At 51.6% G+C, this 15,480-nt stretch carries 20 protein-coding genes and 1 other RNA gene; 7 read left to right on the top strand and 14 right to left on the bottom strand.

Annotated features, from left to right (window positions below; all coding sequences use genetic code 11):
* Nucleotides 1–14: 14 nt before the first annotated feature.
* Nucleotides 15–599, bottom strand: coding sequence for a histidine phosphatase family protein (locus DZC51_RS15840; protein ID WP_157297450.1), 585 nt, complete (start codon nt 597–599; stop codon nt 15–17).
* Between the two features lie 119 nt (nt 600–718).
* Nucleotides 719–1,588 (bottom strand): endonuclease/exonuclease/phosphatase family protein, encoded by an 870-nt coding sequence (locus DZC51_RS15835; RefSeq protein ID WP_157297449.1) that lies wholly within the window; start codon nt 1,586–1,588, stop codon nt 719–721.
* 207 nt (nt 1,589–1,795) lie between these two features.
* On the opposite strand from DZC51_RS15835, the gene DZC51_RS15830 reads away from it, so the two are divergent.
* Nucleotides 1,796–2,098, top strand: a complete 303-nt coding sequence (locus DZC51_RS15830; protein ID WP_157297448.1) for a DUF5658 family protein — start codon at nt 1,796–1,798, stop codon at nt 2,096–2,098.
* Here DZC51_RS15830 and helD read toward each other — a convergent pair.
* The 8 genes from helD to DZC51_RS15795 all read right to left on the bottom strand — a co-directional run bounded on the left by helD (nt 2,066) and on the right by DZC51_RS15795 (nt 9,567).
* Nucleotides 2,066–4,327 carry an RNA polymerase recycling motor HelD gene (helD, locus tag DZC51_RS15825; protein ID WP_157297447.1) on the bottom strand — a complete coding sequence of 754 codons (2,262 nt, stop codon included), beginning with the start codon at nt 4,325–4,327 and terminating at the stop codon, nt 2,066–2,068. The genes DZC51_RS15830 and helD overlap by 33 nt on opposite strands.
* Before the next feature lie 84 nt (nt 4,328–4,411).
* Nucleotides 4,412–4,705, bottom strand: coding sequence for a DUF2087 domain-containing protein (locus DZC51_RS15820; RefSeq protein WP_157297446.1), 294 nt, complete (start codon nt 4,703–4,705; stop codon nt 4,412–4,414).
* Nucleotides 4,702–5,226 (bottom strand): GNAT family N-acetyltransferase, encoded by a 525-nt coding sequence (locus tag DZC51_RS15815; RefSeq protein ID WP_157297445.1) that lies wholly within the window; start codon nt 5,224–5,226, stop codon nt 4,702–4,704. The genes DZC51_RS15820 and DZC51_RS15815 overlap by 4 nt, the downstream gene beginning before the upstream one ends.
* 217 nt (nt 5,227–5,443) lie before the next feature.
* The gene (locus DZC51_RS15810; RefSeq protein WP_232524163.1) at nt 5,444–7,159 is read right to left on the bottom strand and encodes a b(o/a)3-type cytochrome-c oxidase subunit 1; all 1,716 of its coding nucleotides are present in this window, start codon (nt 7,157–7,159) and stop codon (nt 5,444–5,446) included.
* Nucleotides 7,156–7,629: a cytochrome c oxidase subunit II gene (locus DZC51_RS15805; protein WP_157297444.1), complete on the bottom strand. Its 474-nt coding sequence runs from the start codon at nt 7,627–7,629 to the stop codon at nt 7,156–7,158. Before DZC51_RS15805 ends, DZC51_RS15810 begins: the two co-directional genes overlap by 4 nt.
* A gap of 18 nt (nt 7,630–7,647) precedes the next feature.
* A complete protein-coding gene (locus tag DZC51_RS16240) occupies nt 7,648–7,770 on the bottom strand; it encodes a cytochrome C oxidase subunit II (RefSeq protein WP_198304142.1) in 123 nt (40 codons plus the stop codon).
* Nucleotides 7,771–7,997: 227 nt separating this feature from the next.
* Nucleotides 7,998–8,693, bottom strand: a complete 696-nt coding sequence (locus tag DZC51_RS15800; protein WP_157297443.1) for a Crp/Fnr family transcriptional regulator — start codon at nt 8,691–8,693, stop codon at nt 7,998–8,000.
* 211 nt (nt 8,694–8,904) lie between these two features.
* On the bottom strand, nt 8,905–9,567 hold the full coding sequence (locus DZC51_RS15795) for a hypothetical protein (protein ID WP_157297442.1): 663 nt from the start codon (nt 9,565–9,567) through the stop codon (nt 8,905–8,907).
* 142 nt (nt 9,568–9,709) lie between these two features.
* Here DZC51_RS15795 and ssrS point away from each other — a divergent pair.
* A non-coding RNA gene (ssrS, locus tag DZC51_RS15790) (6S RNA) lies at nt 9,710–9,899 on the top strand.
* 74 nt (nt 9,900–9,973) lie between these two features.
* Nucleotides 9,974–10,540, top strand: a complete 567-nt coding sequence (locus DZC51_RS15785; protein ID WP_157297441.1) for an SLOG family protein — start codon at nt 9,974–9,976, stop codon at nt 10,538–10,540.
* 99 nt (nt 10,541–10,639) lie between these two features.
* On the opposite strand, the gene DZC51_RS15780 is transcribed toward DZC51_RS15785, so the two are convergent.
* Both DZC51_RS15780 and DZC51_RS15775 read right to left on the bottom strand, forming a co-directional pair.
* Entirely contained in the window at nt 10,640–11,314 is a 675-nt protein-coding gene (locus DZC51_RS15780) for a hypothetical protein (RefSeq protein WP_157297440.1), read from the bottom strand.
* Nucleotides 11,315–11,424: 110 nt separating this feature from the next.
* Nucleotides 11,425–11,853 carry a helix-turn-helix domain-containing protein gene (locus DZC51_RS15775; protein ID WP_157297439.1) on the bottom strand — a complete coding sequence of 143 codons (429 nt, stop codon included), beginning with the start codon at nt 11,851–11,853 and terminating at the stop codon, nt 11,425–11,427.
* A gap of 163 nt (nt 11,854–12,016) precedes the next feature.
* Between DZC51_RS15775 and thpR the strand changes: the two genes are divergently transcribed.
* The 3 genes from thpR (at nt 12,017) to DZC51_RS15760 (ending at nt 14,102) form a co-directional block, all read left to right on the top strand.
* Nucleotides 12,017–12,610: an RNA 2',3'-cyclic phosphodiesterase gene (gene thpR / locus DZC51_RS15770; RefSeq protein ID WP_157297438.1), complete on the top strand. Its 594-nt coding sequence runs from the start codon at nt 12,017–12,019 to the stop codon at nt 12,608–12,610.
* A gap of 120 nt (nt 12,611–12,730) precedes the next feature.
* Complete coding sequence (locus DZC51_RS15765; RefSeq protein WP_157297437.1) at nt 12,731–13,054, top strand: PadR family transcriptional regulator; 324 nt, start codon at nt 12,731–12,733, stop codon at nt 13,052–13,054.
* Nucleotides 13,047–14,102, top strand: a complete 1,056-nt coding sequence (locus tag DZC51_RS15760) for a DUF4097 family beta strand repeat-containing protein (protein WP_198304141.1) — start codon at nt 13,047–13,049, stop codon at nt 14,100–14,102. Before DZC51_RS15765 ends, DZC51_RS15760 begins: the two co-directional genes overlap by 8 nt.
* Nucleotides 14,103–14,173: 71 nt before the next feature.
* Here the strand turns inward: DZC51_RS15760 and DZC51_RS15755 are convergent, their stop codons facing one another.
* Nucleotides 14,174–14,659, bottom strand: coding sequence for a dUTP diphosphatase (locus DZC51_RS15755; protein WP_157297435.1), 486 nt, complete (start codon nt 14,657–14,659; stop codon nt 14,174–14,176).
* 98 nt (nt 14,660–14,757) lie between these two features.
* On the opposite strand from DZC51_RS15755, the gene DZC51_RS15750 reads away from it, so the two are divergent.
* Nucleotides 14,758–15,150: a sigma-w pathway protein ysdB gene (locus DZC51_RS15750; protein ID WP_157297434.1), complete on the top strand. Its 393-nt coding sequence runs from the start codon at nt 14,758–14,760 to the stop codon at nt 15,148–15,150.
* A 19-nt stretch (nt 15,151–15,169) separates the two neighbouring features.
* Here DZC51_RS15750 and DZC51_RS15745 read toward each other — a convergent pair whose 3' ends face one another.
* Nucleotides 15,170–15,448: a DUF1294 domain-containing protein gene (locus DZC51_RS15745; RefSeq protein ID WP_157297433.1), complete on the bottom strand. Its 279-nt coding sequence runs from the start codon at nt 15,446–15,448 to the stop codon at nt 15,170–15,172.
* Between the last annotated feature and the right edge of the window lie 32 nt (nt 15,449–15,480).

The following is a 15,480-nucleotide window of genomic DNA, read 5'->3' as shown; positions in this document are numbered from 1 at the left end:
GGGCTTTAAATGTCTCAGGTATCCGATAGATGCTTTGTGCAGTTATAAAGTGTGCACAGGTTCCGGTCATCATGCATTTCCACAACCGTCACTGACGTATTGAGGATCCTGTCTGACTGGTTGAGATCCGGAATAAGTGCTTCAAGCAGCCGCCTGATAAAACCGCCGTGTGTGACAAGGAGCACTTTGTCCTCGGGCCGCTTCCTGATTTCTTCAAGAAGCGCCACTCCCCGGCCCACCATGTCTTCATCGGGCTCCATGCCGAGCGAAGGCAACAGCGACCGCCACTCGCTTCCCCATCTCTCGACCCGTTCCTCCTCCGTCGTCCCTTCCAGCTGGCCGCCATAAACTTCGACCAGACGGTCATCAGTGACGAGAGGGATACCCGGGTTCGCTTCCCTGATGATTTCCGCGGTTCTGAGCGCGCGTTTCAGCGGACTGGCGTAGATGATTTCCCAGTCTTCCCCCGCCAGACGGACAGCAGCTTTTTCCGCTTCGGCGACGCCTTCACGGTCAAGCGGGATATCCGAATGTCCCTGCCACTTCCGTTCCTTATTCCACGAGGTCACGCCATGGCGGACAAATCCGATCCGTTTCATACAATCCCTCCCACGCCCGATCACGGGCCGTTCTCTACTATCTTTCGACCGGCAACCGCTTAATCCTTCCCGGAGACACAAAAAAAGACCGCGTTTGCGGTCCTTGAGGAAGATTCTGTTCAGTTAGATATGAACGCCTCGCGGCGGGTCGGCCCAACTGCTGAAGGCATGACCAGTTCCGCCATGATCGGCATGTGATCGGATGCGCTGCTGTCGATGACACGCGCATTGCGGATTTCTTCAACTCCCCTGGCAAAGAGATAGTCGATCCTGGCCGCAGGCTCTTTCATCCCGAATGCGCAAGTGTCACTAGAACGGCTCGGAAACGTGAGCGATTCTTTCGGCCCGGCTCCGGCAAAAGCATCCTGGAATTTTGACCGCACTCTTTCTATCTGCGGGTTGTCAGGGACAGCATTAAAGTCTCCGGCAATCACCGCCGGGAAAAGAGTGGCTTCCGCAATGTCCATCAGCTCGCAGACATTGGAACGCAGCCCCTCCTCATGCAGGGCCAAATGGGTATTGAACAGGATCAGGTACGTTCCGCCGAGATCGATTACGGTTTCCAATACCCCTCTCGGCTCTGCATCTTCCGGAGGTTTCTCAACCTCACGATAAGAATGGTTCACCGCATATTTGATCGGAAAACGGCTGAGTACCGCATTGCCGTATTTCCTGGCCGGCTGCCCGGGAATTAACGGCGGCTCGACCAGGTTCGGCCCGTAGCTGTACGACATATCCAACATGGAGGCAAGGCGGGCGGCCTGATCTTCGTAGCCGCTCCGGCCGGAATAATGGCTGTCCACTTCCTGGAGCGCGATGATGTCCGCACCACTTGAACGGATCACCCCGGCAATCCGCTCAAGATCCACCTTGCCATCCATGCCTTGGCCGTGGGCGATATTGTAGGACATGACGCTCACTGTCCTCACCGCACGCGCTTCTTCAATTGCTGTCCGCCCAGCCATGGACACTGCCGGTTTTCCTGTCATGAAATCTCTCCTTTTGTGTGGTTTCTCTGACGGGGAAAAATGCTGACTGTTCCCTTCCTACTTTAGCCACACAACATTATGAGAGTGTAAGGGGTGGGTTAAAAATTGTAAAGTTGAAGTGCTCCGGTTCACGAATTCTACATAAAACAGGTGTGAAATGGGGACTGCACGGGCAGGATGGCCTTACATCAAGGAGGCGATGCCGCCATGAAGTCTGATTCTCTCAAACACCCTTCCATTCTCTTGTTGCTTCTGTCCATTGCCGACACCTATCTTACGCTAACAGGAATCACAGGGGGCTATATACGCGAAGCCAACCCCCTCATGAATGCCATCCTGGAAATTGAACCTGCTTATTTCTTTGCGGTGAAACTGGCACTTCCCTCGATCTTGGTCGTGCTATCCCATGCAATCGGCGAATCGCGGCCGGTCAGGATCCTTCTGAACGCATCCCTCATCGTCTATGTCACCGTGTTCTTATTGCATGCCGTCTGGATTCTCCTGATCTGAGCGGTTGCCCAGAAACGACCCGAAATCACCAATCAGATGCAGTTCGTGCATAGGACGTGTCATTGCGACATACAGCAGTTTGCGGTCCAGTTCCCGTTCCCTGAACGGATCACTGAACGCGGCGACCATCACTGCATCAAATTCCAGCCCCTTTGCAAGATGACCGGGTACAACAAGAAGACGGCCGGCCTGGGGCACAGATCCTTGGCCGAGCAGCATCACTTCATTGTCCAAAGCCGAAAGCCGTGCGGCCATCTTTTCCGCCTCGCGAGCAGTTTTTGTGATCAATGCGACAGAGCTGTGACCTTTGGCCCGGATAGACAGGTAAAGTTGATGCACCGCTTCGGGATCAAACGACTCTGCCTGGTGCACTTCCGGAACCGGGCCATGCCGGACGACCGGTTCCACGAGCGGTAGCCCGGCAGCGAGCCCGCCAAGAACTGTGTTTGCGGCATCCATGATCTCCGCAGTCGTCCGATAGCTTTTCTGAAGTGTCCGGAAAGCGGCACGCGGAAACAGGTTCCGTACCGTATCCCATTCCCTGACAGACCGGTAGGAATGGATGCCCTGGGCAAGGTCCCCGACGATGGTGAACATGTCGGTATCCAAGGCATCGCGGAGGGCAGCGAGTTGGAAAGCACTGTAGTCCTGCGCCTCATCGATAAAGACCGAACGCATCTTCCATTGTTCAGGAATCCCCTTTAATCGTGCCTGAAGATAAAGCAGGGCCGCAAGATCCTCCGTTTCCCACCGATCTATGCCCGCTGTCTCTACGCATGCCTCTCTTTCCGCTTCTGTCCAATCGGGAGCGGTTTTTTGGATGAGATCTTTGTCCGTGCTCCATTTGCGGTACAGTTTTTTTATGTTATAGGCCGGGAAACGTTTCATGTAGGCAAAGGCTGTTTTCTTCCCTTCCCGCTCAATGGCCGGAAGACGCTCATCCCGTTCATCAATCAGCCGGGTCGTCTGTTCGCGGCGCCTCTGGTCATCCCGGATTCCGAACAGCGCCTTGTCAAGTGCCTGTTCGTAACGTGAAGTCAAAACGGAAAGGATTTCTTTCCGCTTTCTTGCGGTCTCCGTCTTGAGGATGCCTGCAATCCGATCAAGCCGCTTCTGGAGAGGCAGGTAGCTGAATTCCTTGAGGAAAAGCCGCCTGAGCCGCTCCTTTTTGATGATCCGGAACTTCTCGATGTATACATCTTCAAACAGGCCGGCCGTTTCTTGCTCAATTATGGCGACATACCGGTCAAGGGCGTCCCGGTAAGCAAGTGACCCCTTTAGTCTTGAGAGAAGAAGGGTCTTCCCATCCACTGCACTTCCTTCGGCGAGTCTTTCCAATTTCCGGTTTGGATCCGCCACTTTGAGCTTCAGCCCGGTTGCGGCAAGAACAAATGACTCGAAGGTGGTCTGCCTGATTTTATCGACGCCAAGTTCGGGCAGGACATCTGATATATAGCCGATGAATAATTCACTCGGCGCAAGGATCATCAGTTTCTCAGGCTGGAAATTCTTGCCCATCGTATAAAGGAAGTAGGAGATGCGGTGGAGAGCGATCGTCGTTTTGCCGCTGCCCGCAGCTCCCTGGACAATGATCGGCCGCTTCAGATTGGCACGGATGATCTCGTTCTGTTCTTTCTGGATGGTCGATACAATCTCCGTGAGCCGGACGTCCGCCTTCCCGGATAGCGCCTCCTGGAGAAGTTCGTCATTCGTCGTCAGGTCGACATCACGGATATCCATAAGCGTGCCGCCTTCGATCTTGTACTGGCGCTTGGCATAGAGATGTCCCCGGTTCTCTTCACCGTTGACTTCGTATGTGACCTCTCCGATCCGGCCGTCATAATAGACGTTTGCGACCGGCGAGCGCCAGTCTACGATGACCGGTTCCTGCGTTTCCCTGTGGAAAAGCGAAGTCTTTCCGATGTAAAGCAGTTCGGCTCCTTCCCCTTCTTTTTTGAAGTGGATCCGGGAAAAGTATGGATTCTGAAGGACCGCTTGCAGCTCTTCCTTCCGTCCTGCCGCCATCTCGAAAAACCGTGCATTCGTCAGGATATTGATGTAGCTAAGACTGGAGTCCAGATGCTCCAGGTCGCCCATGGACTGCCTGATATTTTCCCTGGACTTCGCCGCTTGCCGCTCGGTTTCGCCTAGCAGCCGCTGCATATATTCCTTTGTATATTCCAGCCGTTCCAATTCTTCCGCATAATCCGGATGATCATTTGCCGCCATTGAACTCCCCCCACATCCCTATTCACTGCAGAAAATAGGACAGCATTGTACCACTCCGCCTCAGTGGCTTCAAGCGCGTCTTCACTACACCCGCACTGTCCTCTTGTAGACCCGGCCGTCGTCCGACCGCTCCATCAATCCATAATCCACAAAAAACCTGCGGATTGTCGCAAATTCCGGATGTGCCCGTTTCAATATTTCATTCACTTCCTGTTCACTGTATGTTTTTCCTTTATCGAAGCGCTTCGCCAGATGCTCGGACACGATGAACTTCTTCTTCTCTTTTGATGGAAAAACATCCAGCGGCCCGTCCGGCCCCTCCCTGAACAAGTTTTTCAATGTCTGTTCCCTTTCTCTATCCGATACGATAAAAGTCAATTTTCTCCCCTCTTTTCATAAAGTACATTCAGTTCAGGCCATCCGTAGACCCATTCTTCATGGAATTCGCCACCAATTTCTATACTCTCTGCTCCTAACCGGACACCTCCCAATGCTTCATAAAAATAGCGTGAAGGATTATTCCGTAATACTCGAACCAGAAGTGAATGGAATCCTGCTTTATTCAAGGCAATGGCAACCTGCCGGACAAGTTCATGGCCGGCACCCTGCCCCTGGCATTCTTTGAGCAGGTAAATGGCATACAATTCCCCGTCATACCCCGGATAATTGCCGGACCGTTCCTGTCCGCCATTGGCAAAACCAACGATGCCCTCCAAGTCCTCTGCTACGAATGCCTCAGTGTGGGAAATCCCCGATCTCCACCTGTTTTCCCGCTCTTCAATTTCCAATGAATCCAGATACTCTTCTGAAACGATTCCCCGATAAGTTGTTCTCCAACTTCTCACATGGACTTCTGCCATCGCTCTTTCGTCGCCTGGTTGTGCCCGCCTTACGATCATTCCATCCCCTCCATTTTCCGGTGCGCCAATAAACTCTTGCTTCCATGTTGTCAGTTTTCCGCCCGTGCCGCAATATGAAAAAGCCTGCCCGGTGTCTGTTCCGGACAGGCCTTGCGTTTTACATTTCCTTTTCTGAACCTAGCTCCATGGCAATCACCATGACGATGATCATGACGATCATGAATGATACAGTCATCAGCAACATTTTCTCATCTCCTTACCAATTGATAAACCCTTTGGATCCCGGAGGTGCATCCTGGATCATGTGGGTGATCGGGAACGTGTAGGCGAGGAGGATCAGGGCGACTGCGATGCCGATCCAGATCCACCAGTTTTCAAGCCACATTGGTGTTGCCGATGCATCGCTCTCCGCAACCGGAAACTCTGCATAAAAGTCCCCCTCTTCCGAACGCGGATCAATCAGCCAGAGCCGGAACACGATGACCATGAGAAGCATCGCGGAGAAGAACAGGATGATTCCGCCCAAAGCGAGTGTCGCCGTATTCGAGAAGAATCCGTCAAACCATCCCAGCACAGTGGGATGATCGCTGTAATTGGAGTGTTGCGTGCGCCGTGGCGCTCCGAGCAGTCCGAGGACGTGCTGTGCAGTGGACATGAAGAGCATGCCGACCGACCAGGAAATGATCTGGACAAATGCGAGCTTTTTGGTCGTCTTCGTAAGTGTCCGTCCGGTCAGATAAGGGATCAGCCAAAACGAGATGCCCATGAATGTCATTGCGACCGGGGTTCCGACCGTGATATGGAAGTGGCCGACTACCCAGAGCGTGTTGTGGACCATTTCATTCAGCTGGAAGCTGGTGTTGATGATTCCCCCGGCACCGCCGGGAATAAAGAACACCATTGCGATAAACAGTGAAGTGAATCGGATATCGTTCCAGGGCAGTTTCCCGAACCATCCAAGCAGACCTTTGGCCCCTTTTTGGCGGCCTGAGATCTCGAAAGTCGCAAACAGCGAGAATGCGGTCATGAGCGTAGGGATGACGACCATAAAGGTCAGCGTAACCTGAAGGAATTTCCAAAACTCTGCGACGCCCGGCTCGGTCAGCTGGTGGTGAAGGCCGACCGGAATGGAGAAAAGGATAAAGAGCAGGAATGACAGGCGCGCCAGGGAATCACTGAACACTTTTGTGCCGACAAGTTTCGGGATGACCAAATACCAGGCCATATAGGCAGGAAGCAGCCAGAAGTAGACCAGCGGGTGACCGAAAAACCAGAATAGGGTCCGGCTCAGTCCGACGTTGATCGTCTCCACCCATCCGAATGCCCATGGAATGTACATGAATACAACAGCGGCGACAACCCCGAGACAGGCAATGATCCACATGGTCAGTGTCGAGATCGTCATGAATGCGAACAGCGGACTCAAGACACCCGCATTGGCTTTGCGCCACTTGACATAGTGTGCAATCAGCGCGAAGCTGATGATCCACGTACCGACAATCAGAAGAGCAAGAGAAACGTAGAACCAGCCGCTCGCCTTAAGCGGTGCATAAAACGTGTAGAGAACACTTGCCCTGCCCGACAGGATTTCGATGGTAGCCCAGACAGTACCTCCCGCTGCTACGAAAAATCCGATCCACGACCAGCGGGCCACTTTCGGTCCGAAACTGCCGAGTGCCTTGCTCATCCCTGTAATCAGGAAGGCATAAATGAAGAACGTCGTGTAGACCAGTGCCAGCGTGACACCGTGTACGGTCAGAACCTGATAGTAGTCCAGCCAGGCGGGCAGTTCTATCATCTCATTTCGCATGAACACCTGGATCAGCCCGCAAAATGTTCCGACCAGGAATGCCGTATAGGCGAAACCGATATTCCAGAGTGCCAGTTTCCGTTCGGACGCCGCTGCCGCACCGGCAACAGCGGATGATGTTTGCCGACCCGCCAGAGGTCCGCGTTCAGAGTGAAGGATCATTGCTCAATCACCTCGATTTCAGTATGCATGAAGTGATGCCCTGTACCGCAATACTCGTTGCAGAGAATCAGGAACGTCCCCGGTTCCTTGAAGGTGTAGCGTTTTTCGTTGATCTGTCCCGGAACGACCATCATGTTCACTTTCGTGTTGGGTATCGTGAAACTGTGGATGACGTCCTTGCTGGTCAATTTGAAGATGATTTCTTTACCCGCCGGTACTTTGATTTCTGAAGGCTCATACCCGTAGGCCATTGCCTTGATCACCACTTCGTACGTATCATCATCGATCTGATGAACGCCCGGATCATCAAACGGAGCCGTCACATCAACTTTTTCAGGGTCAATTTTCTCCAATCCCCCTGCGGGTGTCTGGCCCTGTGTAAAAGCCTGAACTCCGACAATGCCCAGGAATACGGCCAGCATGGCGATTCCGAAGATCAGCCAGATTTTTTCGAACTTATGAAGATGCATGGTGTTCCTCCCCTTTCTTTAAAGTGCCACATACATGGCATAGACGGCCGCCCACATGACGGCGATGAGAACCCCGACTACCAGCACACTGATCAGCGTGCCCCGCAGATCCGCTTCGTGCGGATTCTTATTGTTTTTCATCTCCAACCATCCTCCCGAACAGTTTCTATAGTCCTATCTTAAAATTCGGCACATCCTCAAACTGTGATAAACATCACACGATTTCCGGTGATTTCAGGTCCTTTGTAATAAATTAGACAAAAAGGCCCCGGCCTTCCGCAGTGCAAAAATCACTGCGAAAGGCCGGGGCCATGCAAAAAGCCCGCCTGCATATCCCACAGGCGGGCTTGAAATATATATAATTACGGCTACTCGATACTGCAGATTTCCACAGGACAGTTTTCACAATGCATCGCATCCCGCAGAAACTCGATATCAGTCAGTACAATCTTTCCATCATCCATCCGCAGCTTTCCGCTTTTCCTCAACTCCGACAGCATCCGGTTGGCCACTTCACGTGCCATTCCGCAAAAGTTGGCCAGTTCCTGGTTGGTCAGTTCCAGGTCGATCAGGATTCCGCCGTCTTCAGCCGGGACGCCGTAACTGTTGGACATCCGGATGAGTGTCGAATAAAGGGCCCCTTTTTTGCCATGAAGGATAAGGTCCCGGAACTTGGACTGAGTCCTCTGCTGGAGGATTCCCATCCATTTCATATAGGCAATCGAAAGCTCGTGCTCCAGATACAACAGTTCCTCCAGGCGATCCTTCGGGATGGCCGCTACCAGTGTATCCTCGGTCGCCTTCGCTTCCACTGTATAGGCGGACGGGGGGCAGAACGGCATGATTTCTCCAATAAAGTCTCCCTCACCGCAGATGCGGAATGTGATTTCCCTGCCATCCTGCGTCACCTTGCCGACCCTCACTTTTCCCGACTCCACATAGTAGAGCGTCTCAGCCTGCTCGCCCTCCCGGAAAAGATAATCTTCTTTTGAGATCATCTGGCTCCCCGTGGAGGCTTTCAGTATGCCCGCCATTCCTTCAACGGCCGATAATGCGCGTTCCATTACGCCACTTCCTTTGTCCGTGAATCCCGTCAGGCCTTCTTGTAAGCCCGCCGCTCAGCATATTCCCCGCATGCCGGGCACACTTTAATGACATGTTGCCGATCCCTGCGATACGTTCGCAGAAGAGAAGTTTTCCGCTTGCAGATTCCGCATCTTTTCTTAAACAGTCCGAACAATGTTAACACACTCCCAATTTCTGTTGGTGCCGTTGTTACTCCCCGGTGGAGCTCTGGCTAATCTGTCCGGCAGCATCCAGCCGGAATTCCGTTCCGCCGTTCAAGACGACCGTGAGCGGATGGATTTCAGCATCTTTCTTCGAGAAATACCATCTGCGGCCGTGAGGCACAAGAACGAAATATGAGTCGCCGCTGCCGATGAAGTTCAGCTCGTCAGGCTCCAGATCCGTACCGCGGAGCGGCAGCCCCGCGTCAAACAAAGTCTGCCCGGCCACCTGTACGTCACTTACCACGAGGCCTACCTCGCTGATATTCAGGAATGATGAACGGGTGATATCCCCATAGACATCTTTTTTCCTCCTGCCGATAAGTTCGACGACGTTGCCTGCCGGGTCCTCAAAATACATGGAGTCAGCATCGAATGCGCGGAAGTACACCTCATCCACGCCGTCTTCCCAATTAAGCGGGACTCGGTCCTGGATCCAATGCTTCAGCATGGAAAACTGATTGCCGGGGATGTTGATTGCAAAATGGTAAAAGGCCAGCCGGTCCCCTGCCACAAACGTCACGTCGGTCGTCCCGATCCTGACCGTAAATCGGTCTTCCGCTCTTTCCGTGATTTCGAGTTCAAGAATATTTCCGTAAAACCGCCGCATCGCGGCGAGCTGATCTGTGTAAAAAATCACCGATTTGAACAAAACGGTTCACCCCGCTTTTCATACTGTTTCCATTATAACACGGCGGACATTCCCCCACTGCACCATCAGGCAGAAGGCAGGCCGTTTTTTCTTGGCCAGACATTTCCATTGCATCCCGGACGGATTTGCCCTATACTCTAAATACAAGCTGCATTGACCGTATTGATTATAAAGTTAAACCTTTGAGCTGAAATAGGGAGTTTAAAAACGAGATCGGAATGATAAGCTCCGGACTTTTTCCGGAGACGTGCAGGAACATCTCTGAGGACACCCACTTTGTGGAGTGATGGTTTTTAACTTTCTAATTTTCCTACGGCAAAGGCGGCTTCTTATTTTAACTCCAACCGGTCAGTCCGTTACACGGACTGGCCTTTTTTATTTATTCTCTGCGGGAAGGGTGACGCTGATGCTGAAGCGCCTGTTGGTGAGCGGCTATAAGCCGCATGAACTCGGGATATTCAACGATAAGCATCCGGGAATCGCGGTGATCCGCCGTGCGATCACCGGAAGGATCCGCGGCCTTCTGGAAGATGAAGGGCTTGAATGGGTGATTGTGAGCGGTCAGCCCGGAGTCGAGACCTGGGCTGCAGAAGCTGCTTTTGAGTTGCGCCGGGAAGAATATCCAGAGCTGAAAATCGCAATTATCACTCCATTTCTTGAGCAGGAGAAAAACTGGAACGATTCGAAAAAGATGGCCTACGAGTCCATCCTCGAGCAGGCGGATTATTCAACGGTCCTGATGAACCGGCCTTACGAAGGTCCGTGGCAGTTTTCAGAACGCGACAAATTTCTGCTCCGAAATTCTGACGGCCTGCTCCTTGTCTACGATGAGGAGAATGAAGGATCTCCTAAATGGCTGCGCCGGCTTGCCCTTCCCGCAGCGGAACAGGGCCACTATGAATTGCTTGCCATCTCAGCCGAAGACCTTAATTTTGCGGCGGAGGAGATGCGGATGGAGGAGGAGGGCTGGTAAAGAGCTATCCCCGATCTTAAGCGTTTCACCATCGGATATTTTCTGGATAAGCCAAAAAGCCATCACCTCCCAATGGAGTGATGGCTTTTTATGATGTCGTCAGAGAACAAACTCCGTATTCACGTAGACAAGTGTCCAATGGTCGGCGTCAAGAAGGTCTTCGATCTTCAACTTCTCGCCGTGGCCGAGCCAGACATCATCACCCATTACAGCAACGACCATCGAACGGCCGCCGTTATGCAGGTTAAGATAAATGTCGCCGATATTCGGCTGGATTTCCTGAGTTCTGGAAAGTTTTTCCCCGAGCTTGGCATCTTCCGTAAGCGTCTCTTCGGACACTTTTGAAACGTCCTTGTAAGCAATGTTACGGCTTTCCTGGACCCGCCCTTCCTGGAGAACGACAAACTCTTTGCGTTTGATCGGATTCTGGCGTGCTGTAACGACTGTCCGTCCCTCGATCTGCTCCACTTTCTCAAATTCATTGAGACCATAATGGCTCATCGGTTCCGGATCAGGCTTCGTCACCAGGATATACCCGTCGACTTCCGGCTCAAGATCTTCACGGATCGTATACCATTGCCCCATGAGCATAAATGCATCCATGTGGCTCGGCCTGTGAAGCGTGATGTCTTCCGCCTTGCTTGTCACCTGTTCCATGTCTTTGATTCGGTACATGTGTACAGATTTCTTTGCAAGCGGATTAATCGTGTAAACCTTGTGCAGTTCGTTGTTGTAATAAACGAACTGTCCTTTCCGTACTTGAAGTAATTTCACTTCGTGTACCTCCTTCCTACAGTGACTCTCGTTCCATCTTAAGGGATGGAAGAACGGGTGTCCATGAACACGCAAAATAAATCGTCGATTTCGTAGAAATCGCCAAAATGTCAGGCCTGCCGGCTTTTGAGCACGGTGATCATCAGGAGTTCCCTGAGATCTTCTTCGCTCATCACGGGCAGCCGCGCGTTAATTTCCTTCATCATCTTTTCCCGTCCGCCCTGGTCCCCATACCTCAGTTCACTTGCGCGGATCAAGGAGTCCGCCAATTCATCGACACCGGCTGATTGAGCTTGCTCAGGAGAAGCTTCTCCATTTTTGCTGATCAATTCGCCGGTCAGAAGGCTCTCAGCCGGTACATCGAAACGCTCACAGATTGTGACAATCCAACTGGCCGAGGGAGCGCTTTTGCCTTCCTCCCAGTGCTTGATGCGACTTGCGGAAGTTCCGATTTCCTTTCCGAAAGCCAGCATCGACAGTCCTTTCTGCTCACGGAGCGCCTTCAGCCGATTGCCGAATGCCGTCTGATTCCAGGCCATGGGGGTCCCTCCTTCTCTATTCCCCATCATAGCACAGCTTAACTTATTCAGAAATTTTTCCTTGACGTTTACTTTTCCGTTATTCCACTCTGGCTCCTTTGCTTTTTTCACTTCAGAAAGAAATCGAATCCTCCCGAATTTTGTCTGATGATTTTGGAGTCCGGTGGTACAATATAAGCAATCCGATGAAAAGGGGGCGTTCTGCCTGCAACAGCATTATTTCCTTGGTGTCCGCATTCCTTCAGATGTACAGCCGATTGCAGAGAAATATTTGTCCCAATACCGGCTGGCCGACCGGTACAAAGTCGTTTCACATCCCGAAGACTTGCATATCACCCTTTTTTACCTTGGAGCCTGCGATGATCGGATGCTTGCCAAGCTTTCTGCCAGGCTCCGCACCATTGCCGAAGAGCATACAGCTTTTACGATTCAGATTGACGGGTTCAATTTCTTCGGTCCGCCCTCCGGCCCGCGTGTAACCTATCTGTCCGTTACGAAAAACCGTGTTCTGGAACGCCTTCAAAAAGATGTGACAGCTGCCGTGACAGAGGTCACCGGCCTTCCTTCGAAAGACCGTTTCGTTCCCCATATTACGATTGCCAAAAAACGAAAAACAGATGAGCGCCTTTCCCTTTCCTCCGATCTGTTCGATCCATATCCGATATCCGTCGATTGTTTCCAACTGTTTAAAGTTCAACCGCAACGCACTCCCAAATACGAAACTGTCGAATCCTTCGTGTTAAGAGAGTCTGAATGAAAGAACAGACAAGGTTCTGTTCTTTTTTTATTTTAGGTACTTGTCAATATACAGTACCAAGGAATATACTGTTATTACAGTACTACTCTTTGTGCAGTACTCAAAAAGGCAGGTGAGACCATGAATGTCCAGTTCAAAAAAGGGGTGCTGAACCTGTGTGTCCTTGCCCTGCTCGACGGACAGGACCGCTATGGTTATGAACTCGTGCAAATGATTTCCAGGCGGATTGAAGTCTCCGAGGGCTCTGTCTATACTCTGCTCCGCCGACTGACAAAGGAAGGATACTTTGAGACCTACCTGAAAGAATCTTCTGAAGGACCTCCAAGGAAATACTACCGGCTGACCGCTGACGGAAAGGACTATCTGCAGGATCTGCTTGCCGAATGGCGCAATTTCACCGAAAGTGTCAATGAATTGATCGGAGGGGATGACAATGATGAATAAGGAACAATTTCTGCATGTGCTCGGGGAAAAGCTTTCAGCTTTGCCGGCAGAAGAAAAACAGGATGTACTTGGGGATTTGGACGAATACTTCGATGAGGGGATCCAGGACGGCAAAAGTGAACAAGAAATAGCAGCCTCCCTCGGTACACCGGAAAGCATCGCTTCTGATATCCTGAGTGCCTATCCTGAATTTACGGACCCGAAAAAGATGGATGCCCGCGCAAGTAAACAAAGTAATGAATATGAATTGATCGAAATTCCCGGCGGCCGCTACACGACTGCTGAAATCATGACCGAAACGGGTGCAGTCAGGGTCATTCCGTCAACGGACGGGATAACTCGCATCGAACTGATCGGGAAGCGAAACGACCTGAAGTTCGATGCCAACATCAATGACGGTAAACTGAGCATCACCCTGGTCGGACGCCGCAGCATCAGAAGCTGGTTCAGCTTCGGCAGCTCTCCATTGTTCCGGTTGGTGATCCATCTGCCGAAAAAGCTTTATGACTCTCTTTTGATCAGAACGGAGAACGGCTCGATCTCAGCCGAAAAACAACTGGCCAAACAATTTGCCGCTCATTCCGATAATGGACGGATCACCGTCAGGGAATGTGCTTTTCGCACACTTGACGTAAAAACCGACAATGGGCGTATTGAAGTATACAAGGCAGAATCAGATACGGTCCAGTGTGTGACAGACAACGGACGCATTGAGCTAACCCGTATCCGATCAGGGAAAATATGGGCAGAAACCGATAACGGACGGATCACCCTGGACAACGTCGAGGGAGCCATCACCGGAAAAACGGATAACGGGCGCATTGAGCTATCCGTTGAACATATCAGCCATCCGATCGATCTTAAGACGGATAATGGCAGTATTACAGTTGATACCATGGTCAAGCCTGCAGATGCCCTGATCCGGGTACGGACTGACAATGGGCATGTGGAGTTATTCGGCGAACGGACAAAAGAAGCGCTCTTTGGTGACGGCCGGATTCCCGTTAAACTTGAATCTGACAATGGCAAAATCCTGGTGAGGCAATAGCCTTTCTTTCATCCGAATAAAATGAAAAGAAGGCCAATCCGGTTTAGTCTGCTTTCCGGAGTGGCCTTCTTTTAATACCCGCGTTGCTGCCTCGCATAATTTTCATCATTCTTTTCCCGGTAAGCCCGGATCATTTCATCCGGAGTGAACCCGAGCGTTTCTGCAATCGCACGATAAAGCACCCAAACGGCTTCATACGAAGCCCGGTCCTGCCGTTCGCCGAAGTCGAGTACAGCCCGCTGTGTCCGGATGAACAGATCCGTCAGGTCACCTGTCTCCTCACCTTCCGGCCATTCGAGCAAATCGTCCATGCCCTTCAAAATCCCGAGGGACAGCAGGAAATGGATAGAATCAACGTATTCCTCTATCAGGACGGGTTTGGGTGAGGGCCCTTTCTGGCTCCAGAACTTAAAGCACCGTGTCTCATTGGCCAGCTCAGCCAGCTCAACAGTGAGAGCAAGCAACTTCTCTCTGAATACATCTCGTTCCACACCGTTGTTTTCTTCAATAAACGTATCCAGTTGTTTCTGCATTATAAACAAATCTGTCAGTTCCAATTATGCCCCTCCGAACAGAAAAAAGTTTTAGTTATTGTGAAACCTTTTCGCGTTTCAATCGTATAGGAGGAAACCAGTATGTGCAAGGGGGCACCACCATGGCCTTGATTATCCGAGTGATCGTAATCGCCGTCATCGTTTATCTGTTCTACCGGGGCATCCGCTACCTCACCGATCCAAAGAGGAAGCTGGACGAAGCCTATGAGCAGGAGCGGTATTACTTTTATGACGACGTGAAAAACGTCCGGAAAAACTTTTTCATCACCTATAAAGGCGCCCTCTTTGAAGGTGAGAAATACATGGGAACGACCGACCGGTCATTTGAGGTTGTTTCCATCTTTGTCTGGGTCAAGGATGAAGCTTCCCTTCAGGGCTTTACGCGGGATGACTTCCTATTCCTTGAAAAAGAAATCCGCATGAACTATCCGGATGCGGACATCAATTGGAAAAATCCGATTGAGCAGTTGATGAAGAAAGGCGGAACCGCTTAATGCGGCCCGCCTTTTTGATTTAACCGAATTGCCATTTCCCCGCCAGATACAGGACAGCCGCAAGATCTAAAATAGCGAGCATCAGAAAGCCGACACGGAAAGCAGTGTGCTTCGTCTTATGCCGGAATGTCTGCATGCCGGCATAGGAACCGGCACCGCCGCCTATAAGGGCGATCAGCCAGAGCGTTCGCTCCGGCACCCGCCAGCCGCCGTTTTTCGCCTGTCTCTTGTCATAGCCCATCATGAAAAAACCATAGACTGACAAAATCAGTATCCAGCCGATCAGCACGTTTTCCATGCCGCTACCTCCGATCCATCCAAAAAGACCGG

Origin of the sequence: Bhargavaea sp. CC-171006 (assembly GCF_009761675.1) — a bacterium.
GTDB lineage: Bacteria > Bacillota > Bacilli > Bacillales_A > Planococcaceae > Bhargavaea > Bhargavaea changchunensis.
Note: the sequence above shows the minus strand (reverse complement) of the source record. Positions and strands in the feature narration are given on the sequence as shown.